The 15,552-nt window shown below is 34.9% G+C and carries 14 protein-coding genes and 1 pseudogene; 5 read left to right on the top strand and 10 right to left on the bottom strand.

The window, feature by feature from the left end; genetic code table 11:
- The first annotated feature begins 175 nt into the window (after positions 1-175).
- Both C568_RS0104160 and C568_RS0104155 read left to right on the top strand, forming a co-directional pair.
- Complete coding sequence (locus tag C568_RS0104160; protein WP_003199899.1) at positions 176-376, top strand: hypothetical protein; 201 nt, start codon at positions 176-178, stop codon at positions 374-376.
- Between the two features lie 99 nt (positions 377-475).
- Positions 476-1,639: an aminotransferase A gene (locus C568_RS0104155; protein WP_018780866.1), complete on the top strand. Its 1,164-nt coding sequence runs from the start codon at positions 476-478 to the stop codon at positions 1,637-1,639.
- Positions 1,640-1,652: 13 nt separating this feature from the next.
- On the opposite strand, the gene malR is transcribed toward C568_RS0104155, so the two are convergent.
- The 4 genes from malR to C568_RS0104130 all read right to left on the bottom strand — a co-directional run bounded on the left by malR (position 1,653) and on the right by C568_RS0104130 (position 6,433).
- Positions 1,653-2,675 carry a maltose operon transcriptional repressor MalR gene (malR, locus tag C568_RS0104150; protein ID WP_018780865.1) on the bottom strand — a complete coding sequence of 341 codons (1,023 nt, stop codon included), beginning with the start codon at positions 2,673-2,675 and terminating at the stop codon, positions 1,653-1,655.
- A 276-nt stretch (positions 2,676-2,951) separates the two neighbouring features.
- Positions 2,952-3,794, bottom strand: coding sequence for a maltosaccharide ABC transporter permease MalD (malD, locus tag C568_RS0104140; RefSeq protein WP_016116108.1), 843 nt, complete (start codon positions 3,792-3,794; stop codon positions 2,952-2,954).
- A complete protein-coding gene (locus C568_RS0104135) occupies positions 3,795-5,096 on the bottom strand; it encodes a sugar ABC transporter permease (protein ID WP_006095830.1) in 1,302 nt (433 codons plus the stop codon).
- A gap of 77 nt (positions 5,097-5,173) precedes the next feature.
- Positions 5,174-6,433, bottom strand: a complete 1,260-nt coding sequence (locus C568_RS0104130; RefSeq protein ID WP_006095831.1) for a sugar ABC transporter substrate-binding protein — start codon at positions 6,431-6,433, stop codon at positions 5,174-5,176.
- A 315-nt stretch (positions 6,434-6,748) separates the two neighbouring features.
- On the opposite strand from C568_RS0104130, the gene C568_RS0104125 reads away from it, so the two are divergent.
- Entirely contained in the window at positions 6,749-8,509 is a 1,761-nt protein-coding gene (locus C568_RS0104125) for an alpha-glycosidase (RefSeq protein ID WP_018780864.1), read from the top strand.
- A 41-nt stretch (positions 8,510-8,550) separates the two neighbouring features.
- On the opposite strand, the gene C568_RS0104120 is transcribed toward C568_RS0104125, so the two are convergent.
- Positions 8,551-10,227 (bottom strand): glycoside hydrolase family 13 protein, encoded by a 1,677-nt coding sequence (locus tag C568_RS0104120; RefSeq protein WP_006095833.1) that lies wholly within the window; start codon positions 10,225-10,227, stop codon positions 8,551-8,553.
- A gap of 277 nt (positions 10,228-10,504) precedes the next feature.
- Between C568_RS0104120 and C568_RS0104115 the strand changes: the two genes are divergently transcribed.
- Positions 10,505-11,605 (top strand): ABC transporter ATP-binding protein, encoded by a 1,101-nt coding sequence (locus C568_RS0104115; protein ID WP_018780863.1) that lies wholly within the window; start codon positions 10,505-10,507, stop codon positions 11,603-11,605.
- Between the two features lie 73 nt (positions 11,606-11,678).
- Here the strand turns inward: C568_RS0104115 and C568_RS0104110 are convergent, their stop codons facing one another.
- Both C568_RS0104110 and C568_RS0104105 read right to left on the bottom strand, forming a co-directional pair.
- Positions 11,679-12,188, bottom strand: coding sequence for an SDR family NAD(P)-dependent oxidoreductase (locus tag C568_RS0104110; protein WP_018780862.1), 510 nt, complete (start codon positions 12,186-12,188; stop codon positions 11,679-11,681).
- A gap of 446 nt (positions 12,189-12,634) precedes the next feature.
- Positions 12,635-13,090, bottom strand: a complete 456-nt coding sequence (locus C568_RS0104105; protein WP_018780861.1) for an RDD family protein — start codon at positions 13,088-13,090, stop codon at positions 12,635-12,637.
- Between the two features lie 157 nt (positions 13,091-13,247).
- Here C568_RS0104105 and C568_RS0104100 point away from each other — a divergent pair, with 157 nt between their 5' ends.
- The gene (locus C568_RS0104100; RefSeq protein ID WP_442852861.1) at positions 13,248-13,649 is read left to right on the top strand and encodes a DUF3997 domain-containing protein; all 402 of its coding nucleotides are present in this window, start codon (positions 13,248-13,250) and stop codon (positions 13,647-13,649) included.
- Positions 13,650-13,715: 66 nt separating this feature from the next.
- On the opposite strand, the gene C568_RS0104095 is transcribed toward C568_RS0104100, so the two are convergent.
- From C568_RS0104095 to C568_RS31720, 3 genes and pseudogenes are all read right to left on the bottom strand, one after another.
- Complete coding sequence (locus C568_RS0104095) at positions 13,716-13,901, bottom strand: hypothetical protein (RefSeq protein WP_018780859.1); 186 nt, start codon at positions 13,899-13,901, stop codon at positions 13,716-13,718.
- Positions 13,902-13,981: 80 nt separating this feature from the next.
- Positions 13,982-14,734 carry a hypothetical protein gene (locus tag C568_RS0104090; protein ID WP_029426884.1) on the bottom strand — a complete coding sequence of 251 codons (753 nt, stop codon included), beginning with the start codon at positions 14,732-14,734 and terminating at the stop codon, positions 13,982-13,984.
- Positions 14,735-14,759: 25 nt separating this feature from the next.
- Positions 14,760-15,427: pseudogene (locus C568_RS31720) on the bottom strand (DUF4184 family protein).
- Between the last annotated feature and the right edge of the window lie 125 nt (positions 15,428-15,552).

Genomic DNA, 15,552 nt, shown 5'->3' with positions numbered 1-15,552 from the left:
AATGATTGTAAACCCTGTACCAAACTACCATGATGCAGTATACAATGAATACGGGTTAACAAATAAAATAAAACATAGTCCAATAAACAGACAACCATAATAACATACAGCATATAATCCATACTATCTACGTGTACAAAGAAGTAATTATTATTTTAGTAGGAGGATGATAACTATGACAGGAACTACGCTTGTTTTAAAAGAGGAGAATTTGGTCGTTCTCGAAAATGTGGATAAATCAGTATACGAAGAATTGCAAGACAAAGCTGGGGAAGAAAATTGCACATGCGCTGTGAATGAATCTGTGGTACACCTTGGAAAAGTTTCTTCAGTTCTTTGGAATGAAGATGAAATAGATTGGGAATATGGGTATTAAAAAGTCGCTTTAAGCGGCTTTTTTTTGCGCTCCAAAGCGAAAATATAAAATTTATGATAAAATAAAAGAAATTTTGTAAACGGAAGAAAGGGAGACAAAATGGAACAATTCATTAATCCTAGAGTGAAGGATATCCAAATTTCCGGTATTCGTCAATTCTCTAATATGATTCAAAACTATGATAATCTCATTTCTTTAACAATTGGACAACCTGATTTTCCAACTCCTTCTTTAGTCAAAGAAGCTGCTAAACGAGCGATTACAGAAAACTATACGAGCTATACACACAACGCCGGCCTATTAGAATTACGCAATGCAGCTTGTCATTTTCTAAAGGAAAATTACGATTTACACTATTCACCTGAAAACGAAACCATCGTTACAATCGGTGCTAGTGAAGCAATCGATGTTACATTTCGTACTATTTTAGAACCTGGAACAGAAGTTATTTTACCAGCTCCTATTTATCCAGGCTATGAACCCATTATTAGACTGTGCGGGGCAATCCCTGTGTTTGTAGATGTTCGTGAAACTGGATTTCGATTAACAGCAGAAGCGATTCAAAATGCAATTACAGATCAAACAAGATGCATCGTTTTACCTTATCCTTCTAATCCGACTGGTGTTACACTGTCAAAAGAAGAACTAACAGATATTGTATCTGTTTTAAAAGATAAAAACATTTTCGTTCTTTCTGATGAAATTTATAGTGAGCTTATATATGAAGATAGTCATACATCCATCGCTCATTTTCCAGAAATGCGTAATAAAACAATCGTCATTAATGGACTATCAAAATCACATTCAATGACAGGCTGGCGCATCGGTCTTTTATTTGCTCCAGGCTATTTAGCAGGGCATATTTTGAAAGTTCATCAATACAACGTTACATGTGCAACTTCAATCGCACAATACGCTGCAATCGAAGCGTTAACAGCAGCAAAAGATGCACCGCGAATGATGCGTCATCAATATAAAAAACGCCGTGATTACGTATACAACAGACTGATTCAAATGGGCTTAACTGTTGAGAAACCAACTGGTGCCTTTTATTTATTCCCATACGTTGGAAATCTTACATCCTCATCATTTGATTTTGCCATTGATCTTGTTAAAGAAGCTAGACTCGCTGTTGTTCCAGGAACAGCATTTTCAGAGTATGGTGAAGGGTATATTCGTCTTTCATACGCTTATAGTATGGAAACACTAAAAGAAGGCTGCGATCGTTTAGAAGAATTTTTAAAACAAAAAGCTAAGAGATAACACTCTTAGCTTTTTACGCATAATGATCACAAGTTTGGCGCTTCAGTAATTTATGCGGAATAATAATGCATTTTGAAGTGGACTCGGAATGCTCCACCTTATCAACTAACGCTTTTGCAGCCTCATACCCTAATTGATAAATATTCACATCAACGGTTGTAAGCGGCGGGCTCGCAATTTCAGATAATAAAGCATTATTAAAGCTCACGATTGAAACATTTTTTGGTACAGCAAGCCCTTTTTTGGCAAGCGCACTTAACACCCCAAGACCGATTAAATCATCTGTTGCCATAATTGCCGTCGGCGGCTTTTCAAGTCCCATTAACTCTTCTACAGCCTGCTGACCACCCTCTCTTGAAAAATCAAAATGTAAAATATATTCATTTGGCAACATAATGTCAGCTAGTTTTAAAGCATCGCTCATTCCAGCTAAACGATCTTTCGTAACAAGTAAATCAGAACCACCGCCAATAAACGCTATCTGTTTATGTCCAAGTGAAATTAAGTATTCCGCTACTTCTCTTGCAGCTGTATAGTTATCATTATCTACATATGTAATTTCATCTTTTCTTTCGTATGGTTTTCCAATTAAAACAAATGGGAAATTTTGTTCATGTAAATATTGAATAATACGATCGTTCTCACGTGAATAAAGAAGAATAATTCCGCCGATTTGACGACCCTGTACCATCTTCACAACGCCATTAAAAATCTCCTCTTCTGTTTCACCAGTTGACATATACAACGCATAACCTTCGACATGTGCAAACGAGCTAATCCCTCGAATTACTTCTGGGAAAAATGGATTTTGAAATGCTTTACTTGCAGAACTCGGCATAACAAGACCGATTGTTTTTGTTGTTTGATTCGCAAGGCTTCTCGCATTTAAATTTGGATGATACCCTAGTTCACTCATTACTTTACGGACACGGCGCTTTGTTTTTTCACTTATACTTGGATTATCAGCAATTACACGAGACACAGTGGAAGGCGCAACATTTGCCTTTTTCGCTACATCTTTAATTGTAACTGTCATAAAATCTCCTCCTCTCTTCTAATTCTTCATTCATATCTATTTTTATCCTGCAGTTCTACAGGTAGTAGGAGAAAACGAAAGCCGCCATTACTTTATTTCATTTCTCAAAAAATTATATTAATGTAAACTAATATTCTCCCTCTTCATGTATTGTAAGGGATACAAGCTTATTTTCCTATACTATAATATACTATTTTTTTCACATCTTTCCCCTTACAATGTCATATGAATCGAAATTCTCCCTAAAAAAGAGAAATGGGACATAATGTCCCATTTTCATCCTTTCGTACCTCCAGCTGTTAAACCAGAAATAAAATATTTTTGCAATGATAAGAACAAAATTGAAATCGGTATAGCAATTAATACGGAACCCGCTGCAAATGTTGTAAATTCATTACCAAATTTCTTCGCTACCATTTCATATAATCCAACAGCTAATGTATAGTTTTCTGGTGTCCGTAAAATGATACTTGCTAAAATAAAATCTGTAAACGGACCAATAAAGGTAAATAAAGCTACAACTGCCACAATTGGTTTTGCGAGCGGCATAATAATTTGCCAAAAAATCCGGAAGTGCCCTGCCCCGTCCATACGAGCCGACTCATCTAATTCTTTTGGAATCGTATCAAAGTAACCCTTCATAAGCCACGTATTCATTGGAATTGCTCCGCCCACATAAATTAAGATTAACGCTAGATGCGTATCAATTAATCCTGTCAACTGCGCTAATACATAGAGTGCGATTAACGCTGAAAAATTCGGTATCATTTGTAGAATTAAAAACGTTAATAATCCATTCTTTCTTCCGACAAAACGATATCTTGAAAAAGCATAAGCGGTGAAACTAATGGATAGTACTGAGAAGATCATCGTCAATACACTAACTTTCAGTGTATTTTTGTACCAAAGTAAATAATTACTCTTATCAAGATTAAGTAGGTCTCGATAATGATCTAGCGTTGCATTTTTCGGAATAATACTTGATCCTGATAAACTATCTCCTGGATTAAACGATGAACCAACAATCCATAGTAATGGATAGAAAATAATGACACACATTATGAAAATGACGAAATAACTTAATGAAAGACGTAACATCTTCTGTCGTTTTATATTCATTTACATCATATCCTCTTCTTGGAATGATTTTGTTCTTTTAAATTGCCATAACGCCACAGAAATAACAATTAACGATAAAATCATCGTAAGTGCCGCTGCTTTTCCGTATTGCGCTGATGTCATTGTTAATTTATAGATCCAGGAAATTAAAATATCTGTTCCACCTGCATTTTGTCCCGAAACAGCAGGCCCCCCGCCATTAAATAGGTAAATAATACTGAAATTATTAAAGTTAAATGTATATTGTGTAATTAAGATTGGTGCTGTTGCATATAGAACAAGCGGCAATGTAATTTTACGAAATTGTTGCCATGCCGTTGCTCCATCTACTGTAGCAGCTTCATACAATTCCCCTGGAATCGATTGCAGTATGCCTGTTGTCATTGCAAAAATAAATGGGAAACCAAGCCATGTTTGAATAAAAATCAAAGCAATTTTTGCCCAAAATGGATCTGTCATCCAAGCAATTTTTTCAATTCCAAATAGCGCTAACACTTGATTATTAATTGCTCCAAATGATTCATTGAACATACCAGCAAAGACAAGGATGGATACGAATGCTGGAACTGCCCACGGTAAAATAAAGATTGTACGAATCACTGCTTTCCCTTTAATACCAGGCTGATTCACTAATATTGCTAAGAAAATTCCAAGTGCTACTTGTAAAGTAGTCGCGACAAATGTCCAAATCACAGTCCAAGAGAATACACTTAAGAATGTATCCCTCCACATTGGTAATGTGAAAATATCAGTAAAGTTTTTAAAACTAACCCACTCGACTAATTTCGCTGGTGGAGAATGATATAAATCATAGTTTGTAAATCCAATTAAGAATACGAAAATAATTGGAAACACAACTACAAAAATCAATAACAGAAATCCCGGAGAAACCATCAAATATGGAAAACCTTGATCTAATAAATTACGGTATTGTTCTTTCACAGAATTTAACGGTATTCCTATATCACGTTTTTTCCCATTTTGATAGGCATCATATAAATTAAAAGCATATATTCCTAGTCCAAACGCAATAACAATTAGTGCTAAAATCCCTTCTACTAATAGAAAGATAGAATGATCCCGAGGAACCTCTGTACCAAGTGTAACAATTCCCCACAATCCCATATTTAACAAATCCGCAAATGCTACGATAAATGAACCTGTTAATACAAGAAAGATAAGAGCTTTTACATATTGTTTATTGTATATTTGACCAACGCCTGGAATGATTGACAACATCGCGGCTGTTTTGCGGTATTTTGAACCATTTACCTCTTGCATTGGTTCAATGGATGCTTGCATATTTCTTCCCCCTTTTTTCTTCCCCTTGGAAGGAGGAGAATTCGTATCCCTTCTTTATAAGAGATACGAATTCCGTCTTATTTTTGCTTACTATGGTTTGCTTCAATGTTTCCTTTAATTTGTTTCACAGCTTCATCAAGTGCTGGTTTTGGTTCTTGTTTTCCAGCTGCAAGTAACTCTAATGCAAATCTTGCAGGCTCCCATACTTCTTGCATTTCTGGAATATTCGGCATTGGAATACCTGTCTCAGCCTGTTTCGTTATTGCTTTTGCAGCTTCACTGTCTTTAATCATTGGATCTTCCATTAATGATTTTACAGGCGGAATTTCTTTTGATTTTTCATAACGAATTTTTGCATTTTCTTCATTTGTTACCCAATCAACAAATTTCGTTGCTAAATCTTTATTTTTTGAAAAGCTTGTTACATGCCATCCTTTTACACCAACAAAAGTTTTCATCGGTTGACCATTTGGTAATTTTGGCATCGGTGCTACACCATAATCAATTCCGTTTTTCTCCATAGCTTGAAATGCCCATGGACCATTCATAATGGATGCAGCTTTTCCTTCATTAAACAATCCATCTGCAGCTGCCCCACCAGACTCACCAATAATACCTTTTGGGAACAAGTTCTCCTTGTACCATTTTTGAATATATTCCATCCCTTGTACCGCGCCACTACTATTTAATCCGATATCGGCTGTATTCGGTTTTCCATCTTTCTCACCAAATACATACCCTCCCATACCAGCCATAAATGCATTTGCAAAATATAAATTATCTCCTAGTGCTAAAAATCCGTACTTACCATCTTTTGTGAAATCTTTCGAGAAATTATATAATTCATCCATTGTTTCTGGTGCCTTTGGCATAAGCTTTTTATTATAAATAAATACAGGTGTTTCGATCGCCTTTGGCAAACCATATAATTTCCCTTTATATGTTTGAGCTTCTATAGATAAATCGGTAAATTTGCTCTTTACAGCATCATCAACCTTTACTTCATCAATTAACCCTTCAGTAACAACATTTCCAATATGATCATGCGGTAATGTTACAACATCAGGTCCGGTACCTGCTGGACCATCCAAACGTAGTTTTTTTGTTTGATCTGTCATTTGAATTTCGGCCACTTTTACTTTTACATTATATTTTTTTTCAAAGCTTTTTACTGCTGGTTCTAATGCAGGACCTTTTTTAAGATCTTCCCAAACAAGAAGGTCATAATCTTTCTTCTCTTTACTCGCTTCCTTTTTTCCTGAATCTTTCGGACCACATGCCGATAACATACCAATTGTCAAAGCTGAAACTGTTAATAATGATAATGCTTTCTTCACCCTCAAAACCTCCCTAAGTTATATGTAATAATCAACTAAAATGAAAACGCTTGCACTTACAAGTTTTATAGAAGCGCAAACAATCTTCCAATCTATGAAAACGTTTGCGCTATTTGTCTATCATTATACATTCTTTTATATATTTTGCAAATATTTTCTTTATGTATTTTCCAAAAAATTCATGAAGTATTTCTTTATATCCATTGACTTTATATAAAATGAATACTACTCTTATAAGCAATATTGAAGTTATATAAAAAGCAATCGTTTGCAATATATTATTATTTATTGAGATATCAAAGGGGGATTTTCTATATGTTTAAAGAAGCAATATACCATAGACCGAAAGATAATTACGCATACGCTTACGATGAAAAAACGCTCCATATTCGATTGCGCACAAAAAAAAATGATGTAGATATCGCCTCACTCATTCATGGCGATCCTTATGAATGGCAAGATGGGAAGTGGATCACAGCAAACATACCGATGAAAAAGAGCGGCTCAACAGATTTATTTGATTATTGGTTCGTTTCAATCGAACCGAACTTTAAGCGCTTACGATATGGATTTGAACTAAAAAATAATACAGAAATGATCGTCTATACAGAACGCGGCTTTTTCCCTGAAACACCTAATGATGATGTTGGCAACTTTTTTTGCTTTCCATTTATTCATGAACAGGATGTTTTTAGAACTCCTTCATGGATAAAAGATACAGTGTGGTATCAAATTTTCCCAGAACGTTTTGCTAATGGAGATCCTTCATGTAATCCAGCGGATACTCTTCCTTGGGGGAGCACTGATCCAACAACTACTAACTTTTTTGGCGGAAATTTCGCTGGAGTTATCCAGCACCTTGATTACCTTGTAAAACTTGGTATTTCCGGAATTTACTTCACTCCAATCTTTACAGCACACTCTAATCACAAATATGACACAATTGATTACATGGAAATCGATCCGCAATTTGGGACGAAGGAAACTTTTAAAAAACTTGTTAACGCCTGCCACAAGCGAGGTATAAAAGTAATGCTAGATGCCGTTTTTAATCATAGCGGATATTTCTTTGATAAATTTCAAGATGTTCTCAAAAAAGGAAAGCAATCTCGCTATACCAACTGGTTTCATATTCACGAATTTCCAATTGTAACAGAGCCACTTCCGAACTACGATACCTTCGCCTTTACACCATATATGCCTAAATTAAATACAGCCCATCCAGATGTAAAAGAATACTTACTCAAAGTAGGGCGTTATTGGGTACGAGAGTTTCACATTGATGGCTGGCGCCTCGATGTAGCAAACGAAGTTGATCATAGCTTTTGGAGAGAATTCCGTAGTGAAATAAAAGCAATTAACCCTGAAGTCTATATTTTAGGAGAGATTTGGCATGATGCTCAGCCATGGTTACAAGGTGATCAATTCGATGCCGTCATGAGCTATCCTGTTACAAATGCTCTGCATTCTTACTTTGCAAACGAAACAATTGGGGCAAGTGAATTTATGGAACAAATTACAGCTTCTCTTCACTCCTATTCCATGAACGTAAACGAAGCTGCTTTTCATCTATTAGACAGTCATGATACACCGAGAATTTTAACAACCTGTAAAGGAAATAAAAATAAAGTAAAACTACTTTATGTATTCCACCTTTCTTTCATCGGTTCACCATGCGTTTATTACGGTGATGAAATCGGTATGGATGGCGGAATGGATCCTGGGTGCCGGAAATGTATGGTCTGGGATGAAGATAAGCAAGATACAGTATTATTTAAGCATATACAAAGATTAATTTCATTACGAAGACAATATAAAGCATTTGGTGGACATGGATTATTCCAATGTATTGAAGCAAACGATGAACAAGGTTACATTTCTTATACGAAAACATACGGAGAAGAAACGATATTTTTTGTTTTAAATCCAACAAACCAAGAAATTTCAGCTCCTATACCTTTTGATATCGCCGGTAAAAAAATTGTAAATTTATATACAAACGAAGAATTTTCAGCAGAAGCAGACTCATTACAGGTTACACTTCCACCATATGGATTTTCAATTTTGAAATGGTAAAATATAAAAGCCTTGTGTCATTTCTGACCCAAGGCTTTTCATTATTTTAACTTGTATACCCTCGCTTCATATGGCTGTAAATCGATACTCTTAATTGTTTCATTTTGCACATCATAATTGTGTATCAATAATTCTGAACTATTATAATTTACCTCTTCTGGTATTTCAAATACACACTCATTCTCAGTAAAGTTCGCAATGACAAGTACTTTCTCATCTTTCCATGTCCGCATATAGGCAAAAACAGATGGATGTTCTTCAAAAATTAAATCATATGTTCCATACACAATGATTTCATGTTTTTTACGAAGTTCAATTAATTTTTTATAGTAATAAAAAATAGAATTTTTATCCTGCAACGCTTGTGTCACATTAATTTCTTTATAATTAGAATTTAATGCAATCCATGGTTCTCCAGCTGTAAATCCCGCGTGCTTTCCATCATCCCATTGCATTGGTGTTCTAGCATTATCTCGCCCTTTTATATAAATCGATTGCATTACTTTTTCTTCATCTTCACCACGCTCTATTACTTTTTCACGGTACATATTCAGCGTTTCAATATCTCGGTACTCATCAATCGAATCAAAGTGAACATTTGTCATCCCAATTTCTTCTCCTTGGTAAATATAAGGAGTACCTTTCATCATATGAAGTACCGTCGCTAACATTTTCGCTGATTCTATGCGGTATGTTTTATCGTTACCAAAGCGTGAGACAACACGGGGCTGATCATGATTGTTCCAATACAAACTATTCCATCCTGTTTGTTCCAACGCTTTCTGCCATTTTGTTAAATTACGCTTTAACGTTAAGAGTGAGCATGGCTTTACGTCCCATTTTCCTCCTTTTCCAGAATCTAAATCCATATGTTCAAACTGAAATACCATTTGTAATTCTTGACGTTCTTCAGCTGTATACAGTTTAGCCTCCTCTGTTGTTACACCCGGCATTTCACCAACAGTCATAATATCGTATTTCGACAATACTTTCTGATTCATTTCATGTAAGTATGCATGAATATTTGGTCCATTCATAAAGTATTGATGGCCTGATACATAACCTTCTTTCTCCGTTTTCACAGTTGGTAATCCCTCTGTTTTAGAAATAAAATTAATCACATCCATACGAAAACCATCGATTCCTTTTTCAAGCCAAAACTCCATCATCTCATAAACATCTTTTCGCACTATTTCATTATCCCAATTTAAATCTGGTTGCTTTTTAGAGAATAAATGTAAATAATATTCATCTGTCGCTTCATCATACTGCCAAGCAGGTCCACTAAAAGCCGCTTCCCAGTTATTTGGCTCTTTTCCATCTTTCCCAGGACGCCAAATATAGTAATCTCGATACGGGTTATCTTTTGACTTACGAGATTCGATGAACCAATTATGTTCATCAGAAGTATGGTTAACAACTAAATCCATCATTAATTTCATATCACGTTGATGCATTTCACTTAATAATTCGTCCCAATCGTTCATTGTTCCAAACTCATCCATAATATTACGATAATCACTAATATCATAGCCATTATCATCATTGGGAGATTCATAGACTGGTGATAACCAAATTACATCTATACCTAAGTTTTGTAAATAATCAAGCTTTGAAATGATTCCGCGAAGGTCACCAATTCCATCACCATTACTATCCATAAAGCTACGTGGATAAATTTGATATACAACACTTTCTTTCCACCATTGTTTTTCCATCATGCTACCTCATTTCATTTTTAAATCGAAAAATCCAGGCGCAAACGTTTTCATTAATGAATGATAACAGATTTTAAAACAAATGAAAATAGCGCTTACATTTTTCTATTTTAATTTAACCAATTTTCACAGAGAATAGGCTTTATTTATTAAATATCCCCCCCCCTTTTATGAAAACGTTTTATTTTTTTGTATCATTTTTATTTATTTTTTAAATACATTCGTTTATAATGAACTCAAAGAAAACGTTTGCATAATTTTTCTAGGAGGAAAAGTCATGGCAGAACTAAAGTTAGAAAATATTTATAAAATTTATGATAATAACGTAACAGCAGTAACAGACTTCAATTTACATATTCAAGATAAAGAGTTTATCGTTTTCGTTGGTCCATCTGGCTGTGGAAAATCGACAACATTACGAATGGTAGCTGGACTTGAAGACATTTCAAAAGGGGAATTTTCTATTGATGGTAAGGTAATGAATGATGTTCCTCCAAAAGATCGCGATATTGCAATGGTTTTTCAAAACTATGCACTCTATCCACATATGAGCGTTTATGACAACATGGCATTTGGATTAAAACTTCGTAAAATCCCAAAAGACGAAATTGACCGCCGCGTAAAGGATGCGGCACAAATTCTAGGACTTTCGGAATATTTAAATCGAAAACCAAAAGCATTATCTGGTGGACAACGCCAACGTGTTGCGTTAGGTCGTGCTATCGTTCGTGACGCAAAAATTTTCTTAATGGACGAGCCATTATCAAATTTAGATGCAAAATTACGTGTAGCGATGCGCTCAGAAATTTCTAAACTGCATCAAAGACTTGGGACAACAACAATTTATGTAACACATGATCAAACAGAAGCGATGACAATGGCTTCACGCCTTGTCGTTATGAAAGATGGGAAAATTCAACAAATCGGTTCACCAAAAGAAGTATATGAAACACCGGAAAACATTTTTGTTGGTGGATTTATTGGCTCACCTGCAATGAATTTCTTCCATGGTAAATTAACAGAACAATACTTTGTTATAGATGATAAGGTAAAAATCAAAGTATCTGAAGGCAAAATGAAATTATTACGCGAACAAGGTTATGTGCATCAAGAAATTGTATTGGGGATACGTCCAGAAGATATCCATGACGAACTTTTATTTTTAGAGGCTTCACAAGATACAACATTTACAACTCAAATTGAAGTTGCTGAACTATTAGGTGCAGAATCTATTTTATATATGAAACTTGGAAATCAAGATTTTGCAGCCCGTCTGGATGCAAGACATACCTTTACACATGGTGATCAAATCAAACTTGCATTTGATATGAATAAGGCACATTTCTTTGATAGTACAACAGAAAAACGTATTCGATAAAGCACCACTTTTCTTTACGTCATACAGATACAAAAAAACCGTCCACATATGTATTTCGGGCGGTTTTCTACTATTATACTAGGGTTCCTACTGTATGAAATGACTGTTCTTTTGTACTAATAATACCGAAAATAAGTAAATCAGTTAGCATTACTTCTTCTTGATGTTTCATAAAAGATACCGTCAATTGTTTTAGTTCTATCCAAACGTCATTAATACAAAGTACATTGGAATCGTTCTCTTGTTGACGTAAGAAAATAGAATCTATTTCATATAAACCAGCATTATTAAAGAGCATATCAATACGATTATAAGCGACAATAGCAACTCCAATGACACGTTGCCAATCTCCTTGTTTCGCCATATCATGAGTAACAAAAAGGGCTTCATCACCTAAATCTACGATTTCCTCCGCTGTTGCTTGTCCATTTTCCTGATCAATATCCGTCACAATTACTTTTGCACCTTGTTCTGCCAACAAAAGAGCCGTACTACGTCCAATACCGATGCCACCGCCAGTTACAACGGCAACTTTTCCTGCAAGCTTCATCGTCATTACCCCTTCTGTAAGTCTTACCGTCACTCAGTATACCCCTTTCGCCCGTAGCTCTACAAGCAGGAAAAGCCCATATTCCTTTTTTTGTAATCGCTTACTTATCTGTTTTCTCTTTTTTCTTACTATTGTATTTATCAAAAGCTAGACCGATAAAAATAAGTACCCCAAAAAATTAAGTTACTTTCTGTCATTTCGATCTCCCCCTTGTTATACAACACATCTGTTTCATTTATCATATCATTTTCCTAATTTTCAGTCTAATACAACAAAAAATAGGATGTGTTAAAAAGTTTACTATTGCTTGCTTTTTAACACATCCTGCATCAATATGAAGGGTACTCTATAGGAGATGTCCGCCCTATATGAACTCCATTATACGAATTAAATTTATCGAATTTCGTAAAAACTTAAGGGTACATATATTTTTTAATACGTCCTAAATATAACTCTTTATCATTCTATCCTAGTATTCTTTAAACGAGACTCATCACTTTCGTTTTCATAATTAAGTCATGGAACCCACAATTATCGTGACGGAACAACATCATATATACGTTACAGATAGATGGAATTCCAAGCAACAATATGTTTGGTAATAACAATACAAAGAACCGTACTGTTAGCGTTTGAATTGTTAACTTTTCACTTGTTAATGATACAAGTCTTGTTCGGGTTATTTTTTTACCAATTGTACAGCCATTCCATATAAATGGAACAAAAATAAAATAGATAGCCATTAATATAAAAACAAGCGCAAGATCATATCGATAATCACCTAAGCTTATATTAAAACGATTGAAAATGGCCCCATAATTCCTCGTTACAACTGCCACAACAGCACCGTACATAACCGAGATTAAAAACATATCGATAATGGAAGCACCTATGCGATTCATTACTACCGCTGGACGATGCATCTTTAACTTCATTTTATGTCGACTCCTTTGTATCCTTCTTTACCTGTCTCATCGTACCATTTCTAAAAACCATTGTAAACAACTCATATATTGGCGTTTCTTTTCCTTTTCTTGTACAATATGTTTACCACAAGCATTTTATAAGGAGGGTCTCATATTGAAGCGATTGATGACCGTAATTGCCATTATACTTTTGACTGGTTGCACAGCAAACTCTAGCCATTCAGCTTACACCATCAATGAAGAATATGAACTAATAAATACTTCCGGAAATGCATTTGAACTTTTTCCAAAACCAGACGCTGTATATGCTACACAATATGTCCCAGCTAAAATTGTAGAAATTGCATGGGACGATATATATATTATTGCAAAACAAATTGAAGAAAAATCCGATCCCAATAACCCAGAATCTAGTATTACAAATAAACGGAGCGAACATTACTGGATTATTGATATGAACAACAATCGTCGTTTTGGTCCTTATAATGAAAAACAATTTCAGGAACAAAAAGAAGCATTTCGAATTTCTGAACAATTACAAACCGTAGAAACCTATTTAAATGAGTAAAACAAACGGTCAGTAAACGCCTAATAACGGCTGTTTATTTCAAGAACCAAAAATAGTATATTTTTTTCAGTCCATTTGCTGATTTTTATAGCCTGGATGTTCCCCTGTTATCGCGATAACAGTACCGCATTTTTTACAAATTTCTACCACTGCGACTGCTTGTGCAAATAAAGTAAGATAACCTTTTTGGTCTGGTGCTATCGTTGCTTTTTCTATCTCCTTACTACCGCATTCGTAACATCTTTTTTCCATTTTTCTTCCCCCTTTGCACTTTATAATACATTCGCTTTGATTTGACAAATTTCCTGTTCTTTTTCTATACAAAAAACATCTCACTTAGACAGTGAGATGTTAAATGTTTGCGGTTCTGTAACCGTTTCATGTGTATCACCCGTTGCAAGAACATCTGTTGTAAATGAGATTTGAGTAATCTCTTTTTTCTCATCCTCGAGTATTAATCCAATTATCCCTTCCCTCGTCTCACCTGGTTTATACTCTTCTCTTGTAACACTTTTTGTACCTACAAGCGTATCCTCTTCATATAAAAAGTTTTGTTTTGGGACATTAAAGTGCTGCGTTTCATTAATAGTAATATCATTCATAGAGAAAAACTGCATGTCTTTATCTCCACTATTTTCTACCTTATATGTAATTTCAACATAACGCACTTTATCTCCAATGTCTTTTCCGCTTAACGAAGCGTACAACTCAGCATCTTCTCGATTGACTTTGTCTCCAAGTCTACGCTGCACTTCTTCTGGACTTAATGCGGTATATACTTTCAATGTATCTTTTGCATCTTGACTCATTTGTGATAATGCAATAACCTTTACATCTTGTACATGAATTTTCATTGGAGCTACTTCAAACGTTTGATTAACATGTTTTAACCTCTCTAATTTAAATGTTCCCCATCCTTTTTCTTTTACAACCTGTCCAACTTTCTTTAATTCCTTGCCACCGTATTCAGTTGTTTCTGGAATAGATTCTTTCTTTACTTCTTTTTTTTCTTCCTTTTGAAAACAACCGCTTAACAAAACAATAGAACTACATAAAATACAAATACTTTTCCATACTTTCATCATCTTACTCCTAACACTCTCATTCATACTAACTCGATTCTTCTCTTGTTTCGTATATTGCGGAAACAATGAATAGACCACAAAAAACACTTGTAAATCCAGAAACTATTATACTCCCTATTTGTAAAATTTGAAAATAGGGGTCTAGCAACGCGTGCATAGTAAACACTACTAACGCCGTAATCATCGTCCATCCCCAATATTTCCTTTTCTCTCTTGCTGAAACTATATCTACTTTTATTTGAAAATCTCGATGTTTCCATAGAACATATATAAGCAGCAAAAAAACAAGACATGTACTCCCGTGCTGCATGAATTTATATATCGGCATGGAATATATATGTTGTTGTAGAGATGGTAAATTCATAACAAAATAACCCATCTTATGGGTAAAAGCATCCCAAACGAAATGTGTAAGCATACCGAATAATGCAGAATAGAGAAAAACAAAAATTTCTTTCCCTGAAGTAAGCCTCCATGGAATAGATGCTACATAACGATAGTAGACTGAAAACGAGCGGTAAGTTCAAATAAAAGAACCCTAAATGTATGTCCAATGACACCATATGGTCGAAAATGCAAAAAATATTCAAAATCGGGTACCATACTTCCTAATACTAGCGCTGTTACTGAAACATATCGTTGTTTCTTGCAAAAAGGAATGACAGCAGCAGGATGCGCAAATGTAAACGGCATATGTTACTCCCTTCTGAAACCAAAAAAATATTTCTATGTAAGACACCCTCTATCATAACGATATCGATTCTTGATATGCAACACTTATTTTGACATTGGAATATCCACAACTTACATGATACAAT

Source organism: Bacillus sp. 95MFCvi2.1 (assembly GCF_000374965.1).
GTDB classification, from domain to species: Bacteria; Bacillota; Bacilli; order Bacillales; family Bacillaceae_G; genus Bacillus_A; species Bacillus_A pseudomycoides.
Note: the sequence above shows the minus strand (reverse complement) of the source record. Positions and strands in the feature narration are given on the sequence as shown.

What these genes read in the sequence shown, in the direction of transcription:
- C568_RS0104160 (WP_003199899.1), top strand. Translation starts at nt 176, where the DNA reads ATGACAGGAACTACGCTTGTTTTAAAAGAGGAGAATTTGGTCGTTCTC.
- C568_RS0104155 (WP_018780866.1), top strand. Translation starts at nt 476, where the DNA reads ATGGAACAATTCATTAATCCTAGAGTGAAGGATATCCAAATTTCCGGT.
- malR (WP_018780865.1), bottom strand. Translation starts at nt 2,675, where the DNA reads ATGACAGTTACAATTAAAGATGTAGCGAAAAAGGCAAATGTTGCGCCT.
- malD (WP_016116108.1), bottom strand. Translation starts at nt 3,794, where the DNA reads ATGAATATAAAACGACAGAAGATGTTACGTCTTTCATTAAGTTATTTC.
- C568_RS0104135 (WP_006095830.1), bottom strand. Translation starts at nt 5,096, where the DNA reads ATGCAAGCATCCATTGAACCAATGCAAGAGGTAAATGGTTCAAAATAC.
- C568_RS0104125 (WP_018780864.1), top strand. Translation starts at nt 6,749, where the DNA reads ATGTTTAAAGAAGCAATATACCATAGACCGAAAGATAATTACGCATAC.
- C568_RS0104120 (WP_006095833.1), bottom strand. Translation starts at nt 10,227, where the DNA reads ATGGAAAAACAATGGTGGAAAGAAAGTGTTGTATATCAAATTTATCCA.
- C568_RS0104115 (WP_018780863.1), top strand. Translation starts at nt 10,505, where the DNA reads ATGGCAGAACTAAAGTTAGAAAATATTTATAAAATTTATGATAATAAC.
- C568_RS0104105 (WP_018780861.1), bottom strand. Translation starts at nt 13,090, where the DNA reads ATGAAGTTAAAGATGCATCGTCCAGCGGTAGTAATGAATCGCATAGGT.
- C568_RS0104100 (WP_442852861.1), top strand. Translation starts at nt 13,248, where the DNA reads ATGACCGTAATTGCCATTATACTTTTGACTGGTTGCACAGCAAACTCT.
- C568_RS0104095 (WP_018780859.1), bottom strand. Translation starts at nt 13,901, where the DNA reads ATGGAAAAAAGATGTTACGAATGCGGTAGTAAGGAGATAGAAAAAGCA.
- C568_RS0104090 (WP_029426884.1), bottom strand. Translation starts at nt 14,734, where the DNA reads ATGATGAAAGTATGGAAAAGTATTTGTATTTTATGTAGTTCTATTGTT.